The sequence below is a fragment of the Pseudoalteromonas sp. MEBiC 03485 genome (genome assembly GCF_004195145.1).
GTDB lineage: Bacteria > Pseudomonadota > Gammaproteobacteria > Enterobacterales > Alteromonadaceae > Pseudoalteromonas > Pseudoalteromonas apostichopi.
The window spans coordinates 2,331,188-2,346,894 of sequence record NZ_SGBT01000001.1 but is presented as its reverse complement, the minus strand read 5'-3'; the positions used below and the strand labels follow the sequence as shown (position 1 = coordinate 2,346,894).

The 15,707-nt window shown below is 41.4% G+C and carries 16 protein-coding genes; 3 read left to right on the top strand and 13 right to left on the bottom strand.

The genetic code is table 11. The features are described from left to right. Nucleotides 1–3 precede the first annotated feature (3 nt). From EVU92_RS10925 to EVU92_RS10875, 11 genes are all read right to left on the bottom strand, one after another. The gene (locus EVU92_RS10925) at nt 4–792 is read right to left on the bottom strand and encodes a putative porin (protein WP_130051246.1); all 789 of its coding nucleotides are present in this window, start codon (nt 790–792) and stop codon (nt 4–6) included. Nucleotides 793–1,012: 220 nt separating this feature from the next. Further along, nucleotides 1,013–1,387 (bottom strand): PH domain-containing protein, encoded by a 375-nt coding sequence (locus EVU92_RS10920; RefSeq protein ID WP_130051245.1) that lies wholly within the window; start codon nt 1,385–1,387, stop codon nt 1,013–1,015. Between the two features lie 2 nt (nt 1,388–1,389). After that, nucleotides 1,390–2,298, bottom strand: a complete 909-nt coding sequence (locus tag EVU92_RS10915) for an ABC transporter ATP-binding protein (RefSeq protein ID WP_130051244.1) — start codon at nt 2,296–2,298, stop codon at nt 1,390–1,392. Further along, nucleotides 2,295–3,113, bottom strand: a complete 819-nt coding sequence (locus EVU92_RS10910) for an ABC transporter permease subunit (protein WP_130051243.1) — start codon at nt 3,111–3,113, stop codon at nt 2,295–2,297. Before EVU92_RS10910 ends, EVU92_RS10915 begins: the two co-directional genes overlap by 4 nt. 114 nt (nt 3,114–3,227) lie before the next feature. After that, the gene (locus EVU92_RS10905) at nt 3,228–4,406 is read right to left on the bottom strand and encodes a cystathionine beta-lyase (RefSeq protein WP_130051242.1); all 1,179 of its coding nucleotides are present in this window, start codon (nt 4,404–4,406) and stop codon (nt 3,228–3,230) included. A 19-nt stretch (nt 4,407–4,425) separates the two neighbouring features. After that, nucleotides 4,426–5,343 carry an NAD(+) diphosphatase gene (gene nudC, locus EVU92_RS10900; RefSeq protein ID WP_130051241.1) on the bottom strand — a complete coding sequence of 306 codons (918 nt, stop codon included), beginning with the start codon at nt 5,341–5,343 and terminating at the stop codon, nt 4,426–4,428. A gap of 114 nt (nt 5,344–5,457) precedes the next feature. Continuing rightward, nucleotides 5,458–6,252: a glucosamine-6-phosphate deaminase gene (gene nagB, locus EVU92_RS10895; RefSeq protein WP_130051240.1), complete on the bottom strand. Its 795-nt coding sequence runs from the start codon at nt 6,250–6,252 to the stop codon at nt 5,458–5,460. A 210-nt stretch (nt 6,253–6,462) separates the two neighbouring features. Then, the gene (locus tag EVU92_RS10890) at nt 6,463–7,593 is read right to left on the bottom strand and encodes a DUF5009 domain-containing protein (protein WP_130051239.1); all 1,131 of its coding nucleotides are present in this window, start codon (nt 7,591–7,593) and stop codon (nt 6,463–6,465) included. A gap of 61 nt (nt 7,594–7,654) precedes the next feature. Next, on the bottom strand, nt 7,655–8,767 hold the full coding sequence (gene nagA, locus EVU92_RS10885; protein WP_130051238.1) for an N-acetylglucosamine-6-phosphate deacetylase: 1,113 nt from the start codon (nt 8,765–8,767) through the stop codon (nt 7,655–7,657). Continuing rightward, nucleotides 8,767–9,681 carry a BadF/BadG/BcrA/BcrD ATPase family protein gene (locus EVU92_RS10880; RefSeq protein WP_130051237.1) on the bottom strand — a complete coding sequence of 305 codons (915 nt, stop codon included), beginning with the start codon at nt 9,679–9,681 and terminating at the stop codon, nt 8,767–8,769. The genes nagA and EVU92_RS10880 overlap by 1 nt, the downstream gene beginning before the upstream one ends. A 372-nt stretch (nt 9,682–10,053) precedes the next feature. Next, nucleotides 10,054–10,548 (bottom strand): NYN domain-containing protein, encoded by a 495-nt coding sequence (locus tag EVU92_RS10875; protein ID WP_130051236.1) that lies wholly within the window; start codon nt 10,546–10,548, stop codon nt 10,054–10,056. Nucleotides 10,549–10,703: 155 nt separating this feature from the next. Here EVU92_RS10875 and EVU92_RS10870 point away from each other — a divergent pair, with 155 nt between their 5' ends. Together EVU92_RS10870 and EVU92_RS10865 are read left to right on the top strand one after the other, a co-directional pair. Next, a complete protein-coding gene (locus tag EVU92_RS10870; protein ID WP_167657774.1) occupies nt 10,704–11,321 on the top strand; it encodes a hypothetical protein in 618 nt (205 codons plus the stop codon). Then, a complete protein-coding gene (locus EVU92_RS10865; protein WP_130051234.1) occupies nt 11,318–12,064 on the top strand; it encodes a DUF3307 domain-containing protein in 747 nt (248 codons plus the stop codon). Before EVU92_RS10870 ends, EVU92_RS10865 begins: the two co-directional genes overlap by 4 nt. Before the next feature lie 62 nt (nt 12,065–12,126). Here the strand turns inward: EVU92_RS10865 and EVU92_RS10860 are convergent, their stop codons facing one another. Then, nucleotides 12,127–13,533, bottom strand: coding sequence for a DEAD/DEAH box helicase (locus tag EVU92_RS10860; protein WP_130051233.1), 1,407 nt, complete (start codon nt 13,531–13,533; stop codon nt 12,127–12,129). 203 nt (nt 13,534–13,736) lie between these two features. Beyond that, a complete protein-coding gene (locus EVU92_RS10855) occupies nt 13,737–14,579 on the bottom strand; it encodes a 2OG-Fe(II) oxygenase family protein (RefSeq protein ID WP_130051232.1) in 843 nt (280 codons plus the stop codon). Between the two features lie 238 nt (nt 14,580–14,817). Here EVU92_RS10855 and EVU92_RS10850 point away from each other — a divergent pair, with 238 nt between their 5' ends. Further along, nucleotides 14,818–15,705, top strand: coding sequence for an MBL fold metallo-hydrolase (locus EVU92_RS10850; protein ID WP_130051231.1), 888 nt, complete (start codon nt 14,818–14,820; stop codon nt 15,703–15,705). The last annotated feature ends 2 nt before the right edge of the window (nt 15,706–15,707 follow it).

Sequence of the window (15,707 nt, the reverse complement as noted above, 5' to 3'; positions counted from 1 at the left end):
TGATTAAAACTGTAAGCTTACGTTTGCAAAGTATGCATCGTAATCTGAGTCATCCCAGTTGTTTGCATAACCTGCTTTTAAGCCAACGTTTTTGTTAAAGAAGTGCTGTGCACCAAAGCTGTAGTCATCTTCTTTATTAAAGGTTACAAAAGCTGATGTTGCTTTAGAGAAGTAGTAGTTTGAACCTAGTTCCCAAGAGCTACCGCTATCGTCTGTATCTAAGATTGTACCTTCAATTGTTAGGTAGTTACCTTGTTTAAGATCCATGAAGTATTTCGCATTTACTGCACGGTAATCAAACTCGTCGTCAGCTGTGAAAGTAAAACCTAAGTAATCAGTGCTGTTAAGCTGATGATTGTACTTAAGGTCAAACATTACTGTGTTATCACCGTCTTCTACGTCAATAAATGTCGCTTTAAGAAGAAGGTTAGGATTAAAGAAGTAACCTGCAGACACGTTGAATAAATCAGTATCTGAACCGTAATCGTAGTTGCTGTAACCTGCACCGATTACGAAATCTTGTACGAAGTATTCACCACCGATGTTAGTCACATCACCAAAGTCATCATCAGCGTACGAACCAAACACGTTGGTTGTTCTGTTGATGTATTCAAACTGGTCGTATGGACCCATTGTTTTCTTTGGTGCGAAGTAATATGTTGAATCAACACTTACTGTGTCGTTGCCATCGGTGTCCATGTATCCTAAATGGCTGATTGATTGGTAACTATCCGCAGCAGTCGCGGCAGTTGACAGAAGCATACTCGAAATAATAACTGCTAACTTTTTCATAAACAGATTTCCCTATTAACATTGTTTCATTGCTGTTGAAAACTAGCCTGATGGCTAAGTTGGGCACATGCTAACGTGAGAAAACTGAATGAGAACTTAACTAAGCATTTGTTTTTACTTGATTAATTGTAATAAAGTGTCGGCAAATGTAAAGAAAAAGTTGGCCGAAACTTTCGCCTCTGAGCCAACTTTCAAAGAAAAAATAAAGTGTGTCAGTACCTTATAAAGCAAACTGGCTTATAATTCTATAAACCTCATTAATGTTATCTCCTGCTTTAAAGTCTTTACTAATTGGTGTTGGATCTGAACCAACCCAAATTTTCAGTTCAGCATCTAGGTCAAAATGCCCGGCACTTTCTTTACTAAACTTAGTAATTTTTGAGTAAGCAATGCTCAACATTTCAACTTTTGAACCAGTAACACCTTGTTTATCAATGATAATCAATCTTTTATTTGTAAAGATGAACATATCACGAATGACTTTATAGGCTCTTTGTACTGTTTCACCATCAATCAGGGTATTGGCAAGCAGTTCTTCTAAATCGTCGTTATCAACTTCACTTGCGTTACCCATTAATCCACTTAATAGCCCCATAACTAGCTCTCCTTATGAAAGATTTGGTTTTCGAGTGTGTGACCATTCACCAGTTGACGATACTGCCAACCTTGTTGATAACAAAAGTGTAGAAGATTGATATCAAAAGGCTCGGCTGTTTTCTCAAACTCGATCACATATTCTTTTGCTTGGCTCATATAAACATGATGTACGTGGGCAAGGCCAGCAAGCTTTGCTTCTACATCATCATATTGTTGATTCAACTGTAGCGTAATAAAGTGTTTGTTATCTTGAGTGCTTGAACGGGCTTGATGTTCACTTAAAATACCTTTATCAAGGTGTAACACCTGAGAACATAAACGCTCAAGCTCAGTCAAGTCATGGGAGCTTAAAATAAATGTTGCTTCGTTACTTAAAGAACTTACCAGCTCTCTCACCTCACGAGCATGAATTGGGTCAAGGCCCGCAGTTGCTTCATCAAGCATCACTATTTCTGGTGAACCAATCAAGGCTTGTGCAATCGTCACTCGCTTACGCATACCATGAGAAAGGTCATCTGGTCGCTGCTTAGCCACTTCTGACAAACCAACGAGCTCTAAAACACGAGCCGTTTCTTTTTTACGAACCGCACCACTTAGCCCTTGTAATTGACCATAAAAGTTAAGTTGATGCGCAATACTAAAGCGAGGATCAAGCTGTGCATCTTGTGGTAATGCCGTTAGCTTACCAAATAACTCCGCACTCCCTGGGGTATGTCCCATTACCGATAATTTTCCTGAACTAGGTAAAATATAGCCGCATAACAAGCTAAATAAGGTCGTTTTACCCGCACCATTTGGACCAACCAGCGCCACTGGAGCCCCTTTATTTATTTCAAAGCTGACGTTATCTAGCGCTCGTTTAGCCCCATAGTTTTTTGACAAACCTTGTGCTTGAATTAAAACGGTCATAGTGAGCTCCTCGAAAAAATTCGTTCACCAGCAATCAATAACACTGCAGTTTGTAAGAGTGGTAAACCAAGAGCAAGTGTTACGCCGGCACGTTGACCAGCCATTAAATCAAGTTGATAGCCCGGAAATATGTAATTTAAAACCTCAAATGCAGGCCATTGCCATGTTAGTAAGCCAATCACAATATTACCGCCAGCAAAGAACAAAATAGCCAATACAAATGCAAGACGCGATGAACGAGCAAAGGTATTCAAAAAGCTCATTAGGGCAATAAAAGGCATAACCGCAACAAGCAAATAAAATAACAACATAAAGCTTCGCGATAAGCCAGAAAGCAGCAAACTTGGCTCACGATAACCGAGCATTGCAACCGTTGCCATCAAAGTAACAAACAACAGTGCCGCTAAAATTAATAGCTGTCCTAAAAAGCGGCCAATGATAATTTCTGAGCGAGTGGCTCTAAGTGATAAAAAGCGTAACGTACCTCGTTGTCTGTCGCCCACTGTCTGGTCACTACATAAAAACAAACAAAAGCTTGGGAAACTAAATAAAGCAATCAGCCAATAAACGGCCAGTTCAGGTTCAGGCCAATCAAGTAATTTACTGATTCCAATGGCGCCAAATGCCTGCCTAGCAAAGTCGGCAAAATCAGGTGAGCTAATCAAGGTCACAGATTGGGCAATGGGATAGCGTAAAATAAGTAGCCAACAAATGGCAAAAGCGGCAACCGCCAACAAACCACGCTTGGTCAAAAATAGTCGTACCAGCTCAAATTGGGCAATTTGTGCAAGACGTTTAGGATGTAACTGCGTCACTCATAATCCTTAATGAATTTTATTATTAGAATTACACTAAGTTGAAACAGCTTGAATTACCAGAAAAAAAAGACCCGACTAGCAGGTCTTATGTAACAAAGTATAAACTTTAACCTAGAGGTGGCTTTCGTACACAGCCAGTGCTTGATCAAGGTCGGCTAGTAAATCAGCCACATCTTCAAGACCAATGTGTAGCCTTATCACTGGGCCCTGCGACCAACCAGTTTCAGAGCGAAGACCTTTCATGCTCAAGTTTGCCGTGACTAAGCTCTCATAACCGCCCCATGAAAAGCCCATTTTAAAATGGTGCAGGCTATCTAAAAAGGCATCAATCGCTTGTTGATTACCCTGCTTCATTACAAATGAAAATAAGCCGTTACTGCCATCAAAGTCTCGTTTGAAGAACTCATGACCAGGGCACGTTGCAAAGGCTGGATGGCGAATATGATCAACCAAAGGGTGTGTTTCAAGCCATTTAGCCACTTCTATGGCTGCTTGTTCATGTTGTTTTAAACGCACAGCCATAGTACGCAGACCACGTAGCGCTAAATAGGCATCATCTGCAGAGGTACATTGACCAAGTAGGTATGAATTTTCTCGAAGTGTTGGCCAATACTTTTTGTTAGCAACAGCAACACCCATCATCACATCTGAGTGACCAACAATGTATTTTGTAGCCGCTTGAATACTAATATCAACGCCATGCTCGAGCGGTCTAAAATGCAGACCATTACCCCAAGTGTTATCTAGCATGGTCATAACACCGCACTCATTTGCTTTAGCAACCATCGCTGGGACATCTTGCACTTCCATGGTGATTGAGCCAGGTGATTCTAAAAACAATACACGGGTGTTATCTTTAATAAGCTCACTAATCCCTGCGCCGATCCCCGGCGGGTAATAGGTTGTTTCAATCCCTAAGCCAGCAAGTATTTTGTCACAAAAATCACGGGTAGGTTCATAAGCTGTATCCACCATTAAAATATGATCACCCGTTTTCACAAACGATAGCAAGGCATTACTGATTGCAGCCGCACCTGATGGGTAAAGCGCACAACCCTCACCACCTTCAAGCTCTGCAATTGCTTCTTGCAGAGCAAAATGCGTCGTCGTACCGCGACGGCCATAAAATAAAGTTTTATCGCCACGTTTCTTAGCCGCAGCTTTTAAGTCGGCAACTGAGTCAAATACCACAGTTGATGCACGTTGTACGACAGGGTTCACAACCCCTTGTGTATACGCTTTTTTACGCCCTGCAGAGACGATTTGGGTATTTTTATTTGTCTTTGTCATAATTTGTCCAAGCTGTGCTTTACAGGTTGCGCCAGTGCTCAACCAAAAATCGAGAAATAGAATCTTGCCGGGTTAGTTTAAGATGGCTGCCCTGCTCATGCCATTGGCCGAATTCATTAAGTTCAGCACGGCTAAACCATCTTGCATCGTCTAACTCGTCTTTATCTACCTGAATATCTTCTGAAACTGCTGTGGCCATAAAGCCAAACATAATTGATGATGGAAATGGCCAGGGCTGTGAAGCTATATATTGAATATCTGTAACAGCAACACCCGCTTCTTCCATTACTTCACGGGCAACGGCTTGCTCTAGTGTTTCACCTGGGTCAACAAAACCTGCAAGTGTTGAAAAAACACCCTCAGGCCAGCTTGCTTGACGGCCCAGCAAGCAACGCTCTATTCCGTCTGAAAAAGTTTTCGTAACGATCATAATAACGGCAGGATCGGTTCGCGGAAAAGTTTGATGCTGACAAGTTTGGTTTTCACATAAACGCGAATGCCCAGCTTCAACCATATTATTTTCATGACCACAACGACCACAAAAACGGTGCGTTGCGTGCCAAAAACACAAGCCTCTTGCCAGTGCTGCAATTGAGCCTTGTTTAAGCTCAACTTGTGGGCCCAACTTGCGAATATCAACAAACTCAGCGCCGTTGAGCATTGGCTCAATAAGTGAGTCTGGTTCATGGCTGACATCTAATGCAAAATGAGCCACATCATCGTCGTCTAACCCCAATAAAATGCCTTTTGATAAATCGAGATGATCCACTTGAGATAAGCGTAAATAACACACTTCAGGACTGTCTTTAACAAATAAACTTTGATTGTTATTGACTAATAACCAGCGACTCTGAGAATTCATTTGAGCCTTTAGCCACTTAGGATCTTTGCGGCGGTTTGATGCACGATCCAATGGCATTTGAGAGTAATTCAGCATGGCGTTCCTTGAAAATAGTTTACTTAGTAAAACTACCATAAGCGGATGATAAACCCAATTTATTACAGGCATAAAAAAAGCCCAAACAGGGCTTTTTTATTCTCTCTCACAATTTTACAAGGTCGCTAGATGCGCTTGTAGTTTTTGGTTCTCAGCTTCAATATGCCGATAGAACTCTAAATCTTCTAATTTACTCGCTGCTGCTTTATCAATGATGATTACGGCATCTTTATGAAGTTGCAGTGCTGAGGCTGGGCATTTAGCCATTAACGGACCTTCAACCATGGCGTGAACGGCATCTGCTTTACTTGCACCGGTTGCTAAAAGTACCACTTTTTTAGCTTCTAAAATGGTGCCAATACCCATAGTGATTGATAAATGTGGTTGATATTCGCCTTCGGCAAAAAATCGTGCATTGTCTTCAATTGTCGCTTTCGTAAGTGTTTTAACACGCGTGCGTGATGTCAAACCTGAAGATGGTTCGTTAAAACCAATATGACCATTACGGCCAATACCAAGTAGCTGTATATCAATACCACCAGCTGCTGCGATTTTTTGTTCGTATTCAGTACAAGCAACAAGCGGGTTTACTGCATCACCCGGCGGTACATGGGTGTTCTGTTTGTCGATATCAACATGGTTAAACAGCTGCTCATTCATAAAGTAGCGGTAACTTTGTGGATGTTCGCCAGTTAAGCCTAAGTATTCGTCTAAGTTAAATGTTGTCGCTTGGCTAAACGAAATATCGCCTGCTTTATTTTTTTCGATCAGTTGTTGATACAAGGCAACGGGTGTTGAACCTGTAGCAAGGCCAAGCACTGATGCTGGTTTTTTTAGTAATTGTTTAGCAAAGATGTTGGCACCATAAGCTGCAACTTGGGCTGCATCATCAAGAATCACTATTTGCATATCGATTAGCTCTAATTATAAGTTGGAAAAAAATGGGACCTAAAACCCAACCCCACGTGCAATCGAGCTGGGTTTTAGATCAAACCACTGCCAGGATACGATGCAGTAGCTATAACCATTATGACAACGCTGTCATTATCACTTCTAGTTTTACCTTTGTAAAGTAAAAGTGAATAAAAAATTACTCTTTTTGTTAGTGTTTAATAATTATCAAACACTAACAAAGATCTTACGGCGATACATCCAATGCAATACCAGCATTTGTACTGCTAATAACGCAATCACCGCCATCAGGGGTTGCCATACCTCTGGCACAGCTCGAACCACACCACCAAAAACGCTTTGGCTTACATAACCCCAATTCACAAGACTTGAGGCTAAGTAAATAATAATTGAGTTTGCACCTATGATCACAAAAGGATACGCGGCGCGCTGGCCCGGCAGAATATCAACCAGTGCATAAAATACGGCTAGCAACATGGCACTCCAACCAACCGTTACAAGCACAAATGAACTGCTCCAAAGCTCTTTATTTACTGGGAACTGTAAGTCCCATAACCAACCTAAACAGACACTTACAATCCCTGCAGCAAACAATAATGCGGTCATTTTCCACTCGCCAATTTGCTGAGCACGGGCGACTAATTGACCTGCAAACACGCCCATTAAAGCATTGACAATCGCTGGGATATTCGACAATACACCTTCTGGGTCTACCACACGGTTTTGATAACTAATACCTGGCAGTAAGTGTGCATCAAACCATGCATTCCAACTCCCTGCTGCTGAAAGGTCACCAGCACTGCCGCCTGGCACAGGCACAAAACAAAGCAGTAACCAATAGCCCACTAAAATAGTCGCTGCGGTTATAATTTGCGTTCGTAAACTGGTGTGCCAAACCAACATAGCACAGAAGAACCATGCAATGGCGATTCGCCCAAGTACACTGGCATAGCGAATTTCATCCAAAGCCATTGGCATTCCAGTGCCCCAGCCGTGGTTATACAAAATACCTAATAAACACAATAGTAAAAGGCGTTTTCCCGCCTTACGGTAATAAACTTTGCGTTCCTCAAAAGGCAAATGGTCAATGCGTTTCGGGGCTAGCCCCATCGCCACACCCGATAAGAAGATAAATAATGGGAAAATCAGATCGTAAAATGTGAAGCCATGCCAGACGCTATGTACTGTATGTGCTTCAAAAACTTTCCAGCCAGTCCAGCCTGTTAAAACGAATAGCGCTGCGAATAGTGACTGTCCGCCTAATATCCAAAACATATCCATGCCACGCAATGCATCCAGCGATGCCAAACGTTTTCTTGTTGGTTGTGTTGTTGTCATTGTTTACCTTTAATACAAAAAGCCCCGCGATACTTCGGCGGGGATTTTTCCAGGGAAGTTCTTACAAAGCTTTACCAGCTATATATGTCGCTTTTACATATTGATTATCATCTAGCACAACAAAATCAGCATCAAACCCGCTCAGCAAGCGACCTTTTTTATGTAAACCTAAATATTGTGCAGGATAAAGTGATGCCATACGTAAGCTCTCAGCAAGGCTAACATCCAATGTATTCACTGTGTTGCGCACCGCACTTGCCATATCAAGTACGCTGCCTGCTAATTCACCGGTAGTTGAATTTAATCGATCGCCAGTACGAATGACTTTACGACCATCAAAGAAATCAAACTCCATATCGTCAGTACCCACAGGTGGCATTGCATCTGTGACTAACATAATTTTTCCGCGCTGCTTGGTGCGAATTGCTAATTTTGCTGATGATGGGTGTACATGATGACCATCAACAATTAAGCCGCACCAGCTGTTATCATCCCAAAGTGCTGCACCAACAACACCCGGTTCTCGTGATGTAAATGCTGACATAGCATTAAATAAGTGGGTGAATCCATCAGCACCAGCAGCAAGTGCTGCATTGGTAGTCGCAAAGTCCGCATTAGTGTGGCCAATAGATACTTTTACGCCACACTCAACTAAGCGAGCGATATCATCAGCACTAACATTCTCAGGAGCCAAGGTAACGATTTTAATGCCTAGATCTTGGCGTGCATAAATTGCAAATTCTTGCTCTGTGATTGGACGAATGAATTGCTCGCTGTGGGTACCTTTTTTAGGAAAGGAAAGATGTGGCCCTTCAAAGTGCACGCCCATAACGCCCGGAACCCCTTCAGCAATTGCTTGTGCGGTTGCATCAGCGGCCTTTGCCATTACTTCTACTTTGTCGGTAATAAGCGTTGGCATAATCGCTGTTGAACCAAACTGACCATGCGCTTTGGCTATTCTATCTAAGCAATCTGGCGTTTGTTCTGCATTAAAAAATGCCCCGCCACCGCCATTAACTTGAACATCAATAAAACCAGGGGTGACTAAACCTGTTAATTCAACAGCATCAGCATGTGCTTCAACACGTTTAAAGACACCATTGTCGACGCTAAAATACACATCTGATAAAAATTCTTCACCGGTAAACAATTTACTCGCATGATAAATCGTCATTACAAACCTACCTCTTGACTTTGTTCTAGTACAGATTGCTGAGCAAAATAAACAGCGCCCATTTCAGGTGGTTGAATAGGTGTCTCAACTCGTTTAGCAATATCTTCTGCAAGCCACTTATTCAGAGGCTCAGCTAAACCGCCAATCATAGATAAACGTGGAGGCTTATTCTCAAGTAAGCGCTGCGCTAATTTGCTCACGTAATCTGCGCCTTCTTTGACTATCGCAACGGCAACTTTGTCATTGTTATTGGCTGCTTCAAATACATAACGGGCTAATTTAGCAAAACTGCTCGAAGGCTGACCAGACATTTGCTCAACAATTGCCATCGCATTATCAGCAGCAAAATGCTCAGTGATCACTTTAGTTAAATTTGTTGATTCGCCTAGACCATCAAGGTCTAGCAAGGTCGCTTTTATTGCTTCAAGACCCATCCATGCGCCACTGCCTTTATCTCCTAGGGCAAAACCATGACCACCAAAGTTAGTTGTACGACCATTTACACATGAAAAACCACAAGAGCCCGTGCCAGTGATAATCACCGCACCATCACTGCCTTCATGTGCACCAATGCAAGCAGTATGTAAATCAGTCGTGAGGAACATTTGTTTGAATGGATGTTCCCATTCCATAATCTTGTCATACAAGCTAGGTAGGTTAACACCCGCCAGACCTAAGCCGGCATAAAGCTGATGAACTGTATCAAGTGGTAAACCAGCATCACGAAGCGCTAATTGTGTTGAGACCATAATTGATTCGAGAGTACGTTCCAAACCATGTAATGGATTTGCAGGACCACCTAGGCCAGTTCCTAATACACCTTGTTTAACAGAGTAGATAGTTGCTCGACATTTCGTTCCGCCACCATCAATACCAATAAACAATTGGTCCTCATTCACACTCTTCGCCATCATTTAACGACCCCTAGCCTTCGTTTAGTTTTTATCTAAATCGCATTATTTTTATTATCTGAATGCGAAATCATCTCAACCTTTGTTGATTTAATGTTACACAACAAATGACAGCGTTGTCATTATATTTTTTATAAAATTTCGTATAACTTTTATATTTATTTTTAATTTGTTGAATTAAATAGCTTTATTTAATAGAAAAGAAAATTAGAAACCACATCAACGATGTCTTATAACACCTTAAATTATACTTTTTTGCATAATTTAGCGCATTGTGAGTGACTATTCTTTTATTCATCATCAAGTTTAACTAATGCAAGCTTAGCCGAAATAATACTTTAGTTAAACATTTTATTTGAAATGGAATATTTTTTTCTACCTTGATAACAACAGTGAATCGTCAATACAGTGAAATTCAGCTGCGGCTTGCTTTAAAATATCGGCAGTGAGGTGCTCTGCCCCATAGACATCACACGGTAGCTGATACTTATTCGCTAAATGGCCAAGCAATAACGCAAAATCTCCATCACCCGAAAGTAATACCATTTTATCGAGCTGCTTGGCATGCTCTAGCATATCAATGGTAATGCCAACATCCCAATCCCCTTTCGCACTACCATCTCTGCGCTGAATAAAAGGTTTCAGTTTTACCTCAAAGCCAATTGCGCGCAGAATATTTTGAAACTGCGATTGCTTTTCATCACCACGATAAATTGCATACGCAATGGCGCAATCAATTTCATAGCGTTCGCTCATCTGTGCCCAAAAGGCATTGTAATCAAAGTTTTTCTTGTAGCTTTCTTTACAGGTGTAATAAATATTTTGTACATCTACAAAGATACCGACTCTTAGCTTATCAACTGCTGACATAATTTTTCTGTTTTTAGTGATTTGTGTTCACTGTAGCATATCTAGGTTGATATTTACGAAAAAGTAACCTAAATTGGTTACATAAAACAAAGTAACCAAATTTGGTTACTTAGCGCGATGTAACTAAATTAAGTTACTTAACCTAAGGGATCATAATGATTGCGGTGATCAGCGGTGATTTAATTAAATCACAAAAAATTCCACAACAAGAATACGATGCCATGCTGTATCAGCTTGATCAAAGCTTACGCTTTGTTGCCAAGCGCTTTAATGCAAGTTTTAGCATATATCGTGGCGATGCATTGCAAATACAGTTAACAGAGCCAGAGCAGGTCTGTCATGCTGCAATTTTGTTGTATTTGCAAATGAAAGCAGCCAATTACGAACTGCGACAAAGTTTGGCTATTGGCTCACTCGATAACTCCCGTGCCGATATAAAAACAGCCACAGGCAGCGCCTATACTCTATCTGGCCGGGGGTTAGATAATATGGGCCATCAACGGCTCACTTTACAAATAGACAATCAACCCCTTGAAGAGGGTTTTTTACTCAATATTGAACTAATAGAAGTATTACTTGAAAAAATGAGTCAAAAACAAGCAAATGCATTGTTTTATTATTTAACAGCAGAACACAACAACCATGCCGAACTTGCTAAAGAACTCGCAACAAGCCGAGCCAATGTCACAAAGCTATTAAATTTGGCTCACTACCAATTAATTGAACGTTTTATACAGTACAGCCAAACCACACTCAAAGGAATGACAACATGAGTTTTTCATTACTTATCGTAAGCTTAATTTTAGCGCATTTAATTGCCGACTTTTACTGGCAACCTATGAGCTGGGTACATGACAGAAATACGCGCCACTTTCGTGCCAGTAAACTTTACTTGCACGTGCTCATCCACGGTGCTAGCTCATTTTTGGTACTATTATTTTGGGAGTTTAATTATGGCTGGCAAGCGCTTTCAAACGTCGTTATCGCCACGGCAGTGATTATGGTTACACACTATCTAATCGACCTTGCTAAATCTTACTCAAGTAAAGGTGTGGTTCCTTTTATTGTCGACCAACTTGCGCATTTAGTTATCTTGTTCTTACTGGCTATATGGTTAAGCGAAAACGATAAGTTTTTTACACATAGCTGGCAATGGCTGATGCAACCGGCAACATTATGGGTGCTGTGTGGCTATTTATTAATTTTAAATCCAACAGCGGTGTTTATTCGAATGATGTTAGAGCGGATCACATCTGGCTTTAGCACCACGGGCAGTTTACCAGCTGCGGGGCAAAGTATCGGCATGCTTGAGCGGGTATTGATGCTAACATTTATCTTACTGGACCAATTTTCAGGCGTTGGCTTTTTACTTGCGGCAAAATCCGTATTCCGCTTTGGTGATTTAAGTGCCAGTAGAGATAAAAAACTGACTGAATACGTTATGCTCGGTACCTTACTCAGTGTCAGCGTGACTTTATTTATTGGTTTAGCCGTTAATTACCTTAAAGCCGTGTGACTTTGCAGACCCATAAAAAAACGCGCCAACACAGGCGCGCTTTATATTAATTAACCAATAAATTAGCTGTTATTTGAGCCATCATTCTTAGGGCGACGTCTGCGCTGAGAATTCCCCCCTACAGACTGACGCTTAGCCCATGGGCTTTGTGTTTGCTCGTCACTTGCTTTCTTGGCATTAGATTTTTTCCCAGAACCACCACGGCGTGGACCTATGCCACTGCCATTGCTATTTGGTTTTTTACTATCCGACTTAGGCTTAGAAAACGGCTGTTTGGCTTTTTTCGGCTTTTTGGGTTTAATTGGGCGTGCATCAAGCTCTCGTTCAGGCACGGGATTGCTTGGTTCAAAACCTGCTTCAGTCGCGCGTGGGATCAATTCACCAATAAAACGTTCGATACCGTAAAGATCAACTGCATCTTCAGCTGTCACAAACGAAATAGCATGACCCGATGCACCTGCTCGGCCTGTACGGCCGATACGGTGTACGTAATCTTCATAAATATTCGGTAAATCGTAGTTAACAACGTGAGGTAGCTCAACAATATCAAGACCTCGGGCAACGATATCGGTTGCCACTAGTACGCGCACTTCACCTGATTTAAAGCCTTCGAGTGCTTTAACACGAGCGCCTTGCGATTTATTTCCGTGAATGGCAGCACCCACAATATCATCGCGTTCAAGCTGCTTAACTAAACGGTTAGCACCATGTTTGGTACGACAAAATACCAATACTTGTTGCCAATCGTTAGTACGGATCAAGTGGCTAAGTAATGCTGTTTTGCGCGATTTATCTAGTGCATAAACTGATTGAGTAACCGATTTAGCGGTCGTGTTTTTTGCTGCAACTGAAATTTCAACCGGATCGTTAATTAGCCCTTTTGCAAGTTCACGAATTTCATCAGAGAAAGTCGCTGAGAACATCAGGTTTTGACGTTTAGTTGGCAGTTTAGCAATGATACGTTTGATATCATGGATAAAGCCCATATCAAGCATACGATCGGCTTCATCAAGGATCAGTACTTCTAAATCATCAAACTTAAGAGCATTTTGATTGTGTAGGTCTAATAAACGACCTGGTGTTGCCACTAAAATATCAACACCTTTGCGAAGGCGCATCATTTGCGGGTTAATTTTAACACCACCATACACTACAAATGAGCTGACATTTGAATGCTTAGCATATTGCTCAACATTTTCGCTTACTTGCAAAGCAAGCTCACGAGTTGGCGCCAATACTAATGCACGTACTTTATTGCCACCTGCTTTAGGGCCTTTTGACAAGCGCTCAATTAGCGGCAGCGTAAAACCCGCGGTTTTGCCTGTGCCAGTTTGCGCTGCGGCCATAACATCGCGACCTTCAATGATCGCAGGGATAGCTTGTGATTGAATAGGCGTTGGTGCTTCATAGCCCTTTTCTAAAACTGCATTTACTAAAGCTGGTGATAAACCTAACCCATCAAAACTCATACTATCTCTCTTTAAAAAATTCAGCCGATACGGCGAAGTGGGCGCATTATACCTAGGATAGTCAATAATGCATGGAATTATTTACAAACTAGTACTTAATGGTGGATTTAGCAGAATAATTTTAGGTATAAAAAAAGCGGCTCTGATGCCGCTTTATCTTATATACCCAAACCACCTTGAGGTGGTTTGGGTATAGCTAATCTTTACTTAACACCAAGTTCGCGTAAACGCTCTTGTAAATAGCTGTCTGCAGTGTAGCGCTCAGAAAGCACAACATCAGGACGCGGGTGTAAGAATAGTGGTAACGAAATACGTGATTTCGTTGACGCTTTACCCGTTGGGTTGATCACGCGGTGAATAGTTGATGGGAAGTAACCACCTGACGCTTCTTGTAGCATGTCACCAATATTGATGATCAGGTTACCAAAATCACATGGTACGTCTAACCAACCACCATCTGTTTTTTGTACTTGTAAACCGGGTTCATTCGCCGCTGGTAATACAGTTAATAAATTGATGTCACCGTGTGCTGCCGCACGGATTGCACCTGGCTCTTCATCACCAGTCATTGGTGGATAGTGAAGAATACGCAGGAGTGTTTGCTCAGAGTCAGCAATCATATCTTTAAGGTCGATAGAGAACTTAGCACGCACCTCTTCTGGTGCTTCTGCCTGAACCCAACTTAATAATGTTGCCGCAAACTCATTGGCTAAGCGATAGTACTCACGGATTTCTTCTTCTAGCTGTGCTGGAACACGGCCTTTTGGATAAACGTGGTAGTACTCTTTAATATCTTTAACGGTAAAGCCTTTTGCAACTTCTGACACTGATGGTGGGAAGTAACCATCTTGTGTTTCTTTTGAAAATAAAAACTCATGCTTTTGCTCAGAATTAAAGAATTCTTGCCAATTTTTGTAAATAGACTCAACTAATGACTGAGGTATTGGGTGGTTTTTTAATACACCGAAACCTGTGTTTCTTAGTGACTCAACAAATTGAGCGGCCGCATCGCTCGCTTTATAATCAACGGTAGGTAAATGTTGCATTGTCTTTTCCAGTGAATAAGGTTCTAGAAGTCTGTGCTAAGCATAGCATTTCTTCATTATAGCGCTTCGCGAGAATAGAGAAACACAAGCAAAAACATAAGGACTTATGTCCGCCCCTACCTAGCTTAGCTCCTTAAGTTTGATACAGATCAACTAAGCCTTTAAGTAGTATAATGCGTACTATTACATAAACTTTGATATGGTTAATAAGACACGTTTCAACACGAAAGGATCGCTTATGTTCACAAGGCTGCAAATTTTACTTTTTAGTGCGCTCATACTCGTTACCAATCCGGTCATCTCAGCTGTGCAAGCAAACTATAAAGTCGAAAATATTAAAGATAATGTATATCGCTTTACTGCCGGCCATTATCATAGTGCTTTTATGATTGTTGATAACCTTGCCTTGGTAACGGATCCTATTAATAGCGATGCCGCAAAATACTTAAAACGCTATATAAAGAAAACCTTTAACGCAGATATCAAATACATGCTATACAGCCATAGCCATGTTGACCATGCGATGGGCGGTAATGAGCTAATCGATACCAACACAACTGTCGTCGCTCATCAGTTTGCAGCTGAGGACCTTAAATTGAATAAAGTGCCTACTGCCCTGCCTGATCTTACTTTTACCGATACACTCAAAGTCGATTTAGGTGATAGCTACGTGCAGCTTAATTACTATGGGCCAAATAATGGCCGTGGTAATGTCAGTATGCGCTTTATGCCTGCCAATGTACTTTATGTTGTTGATTGGATTGTACTTGGCCGCATGCCATATAAAAATCTGATTGGTTACGATATTAACGGCATGCTGCATTCAACCAAAGCCGTGTTAAATGAACCTGCGTTTGCTGCATTTATAGGTGGCCATGCTGATACAGGCAACCGCGATGATGTTGTCTCTTACTTACACTACATTGAAGACTTACACACTGCCGTTCGCGATGGCATGTTAAAAGGTAAAAACCTTGCTACCTTACAAAAAGAAATAAGCTTGCCCCAATACAGCCATTTAAAAATGTACCAGCAATGGCTACCACTGAATATTGAGGGTGTGTATAACAACCTTGTCGAGATGGGCTATTTTAATTTTCGCAGCGATATTGATGCTCAGTTTTAACT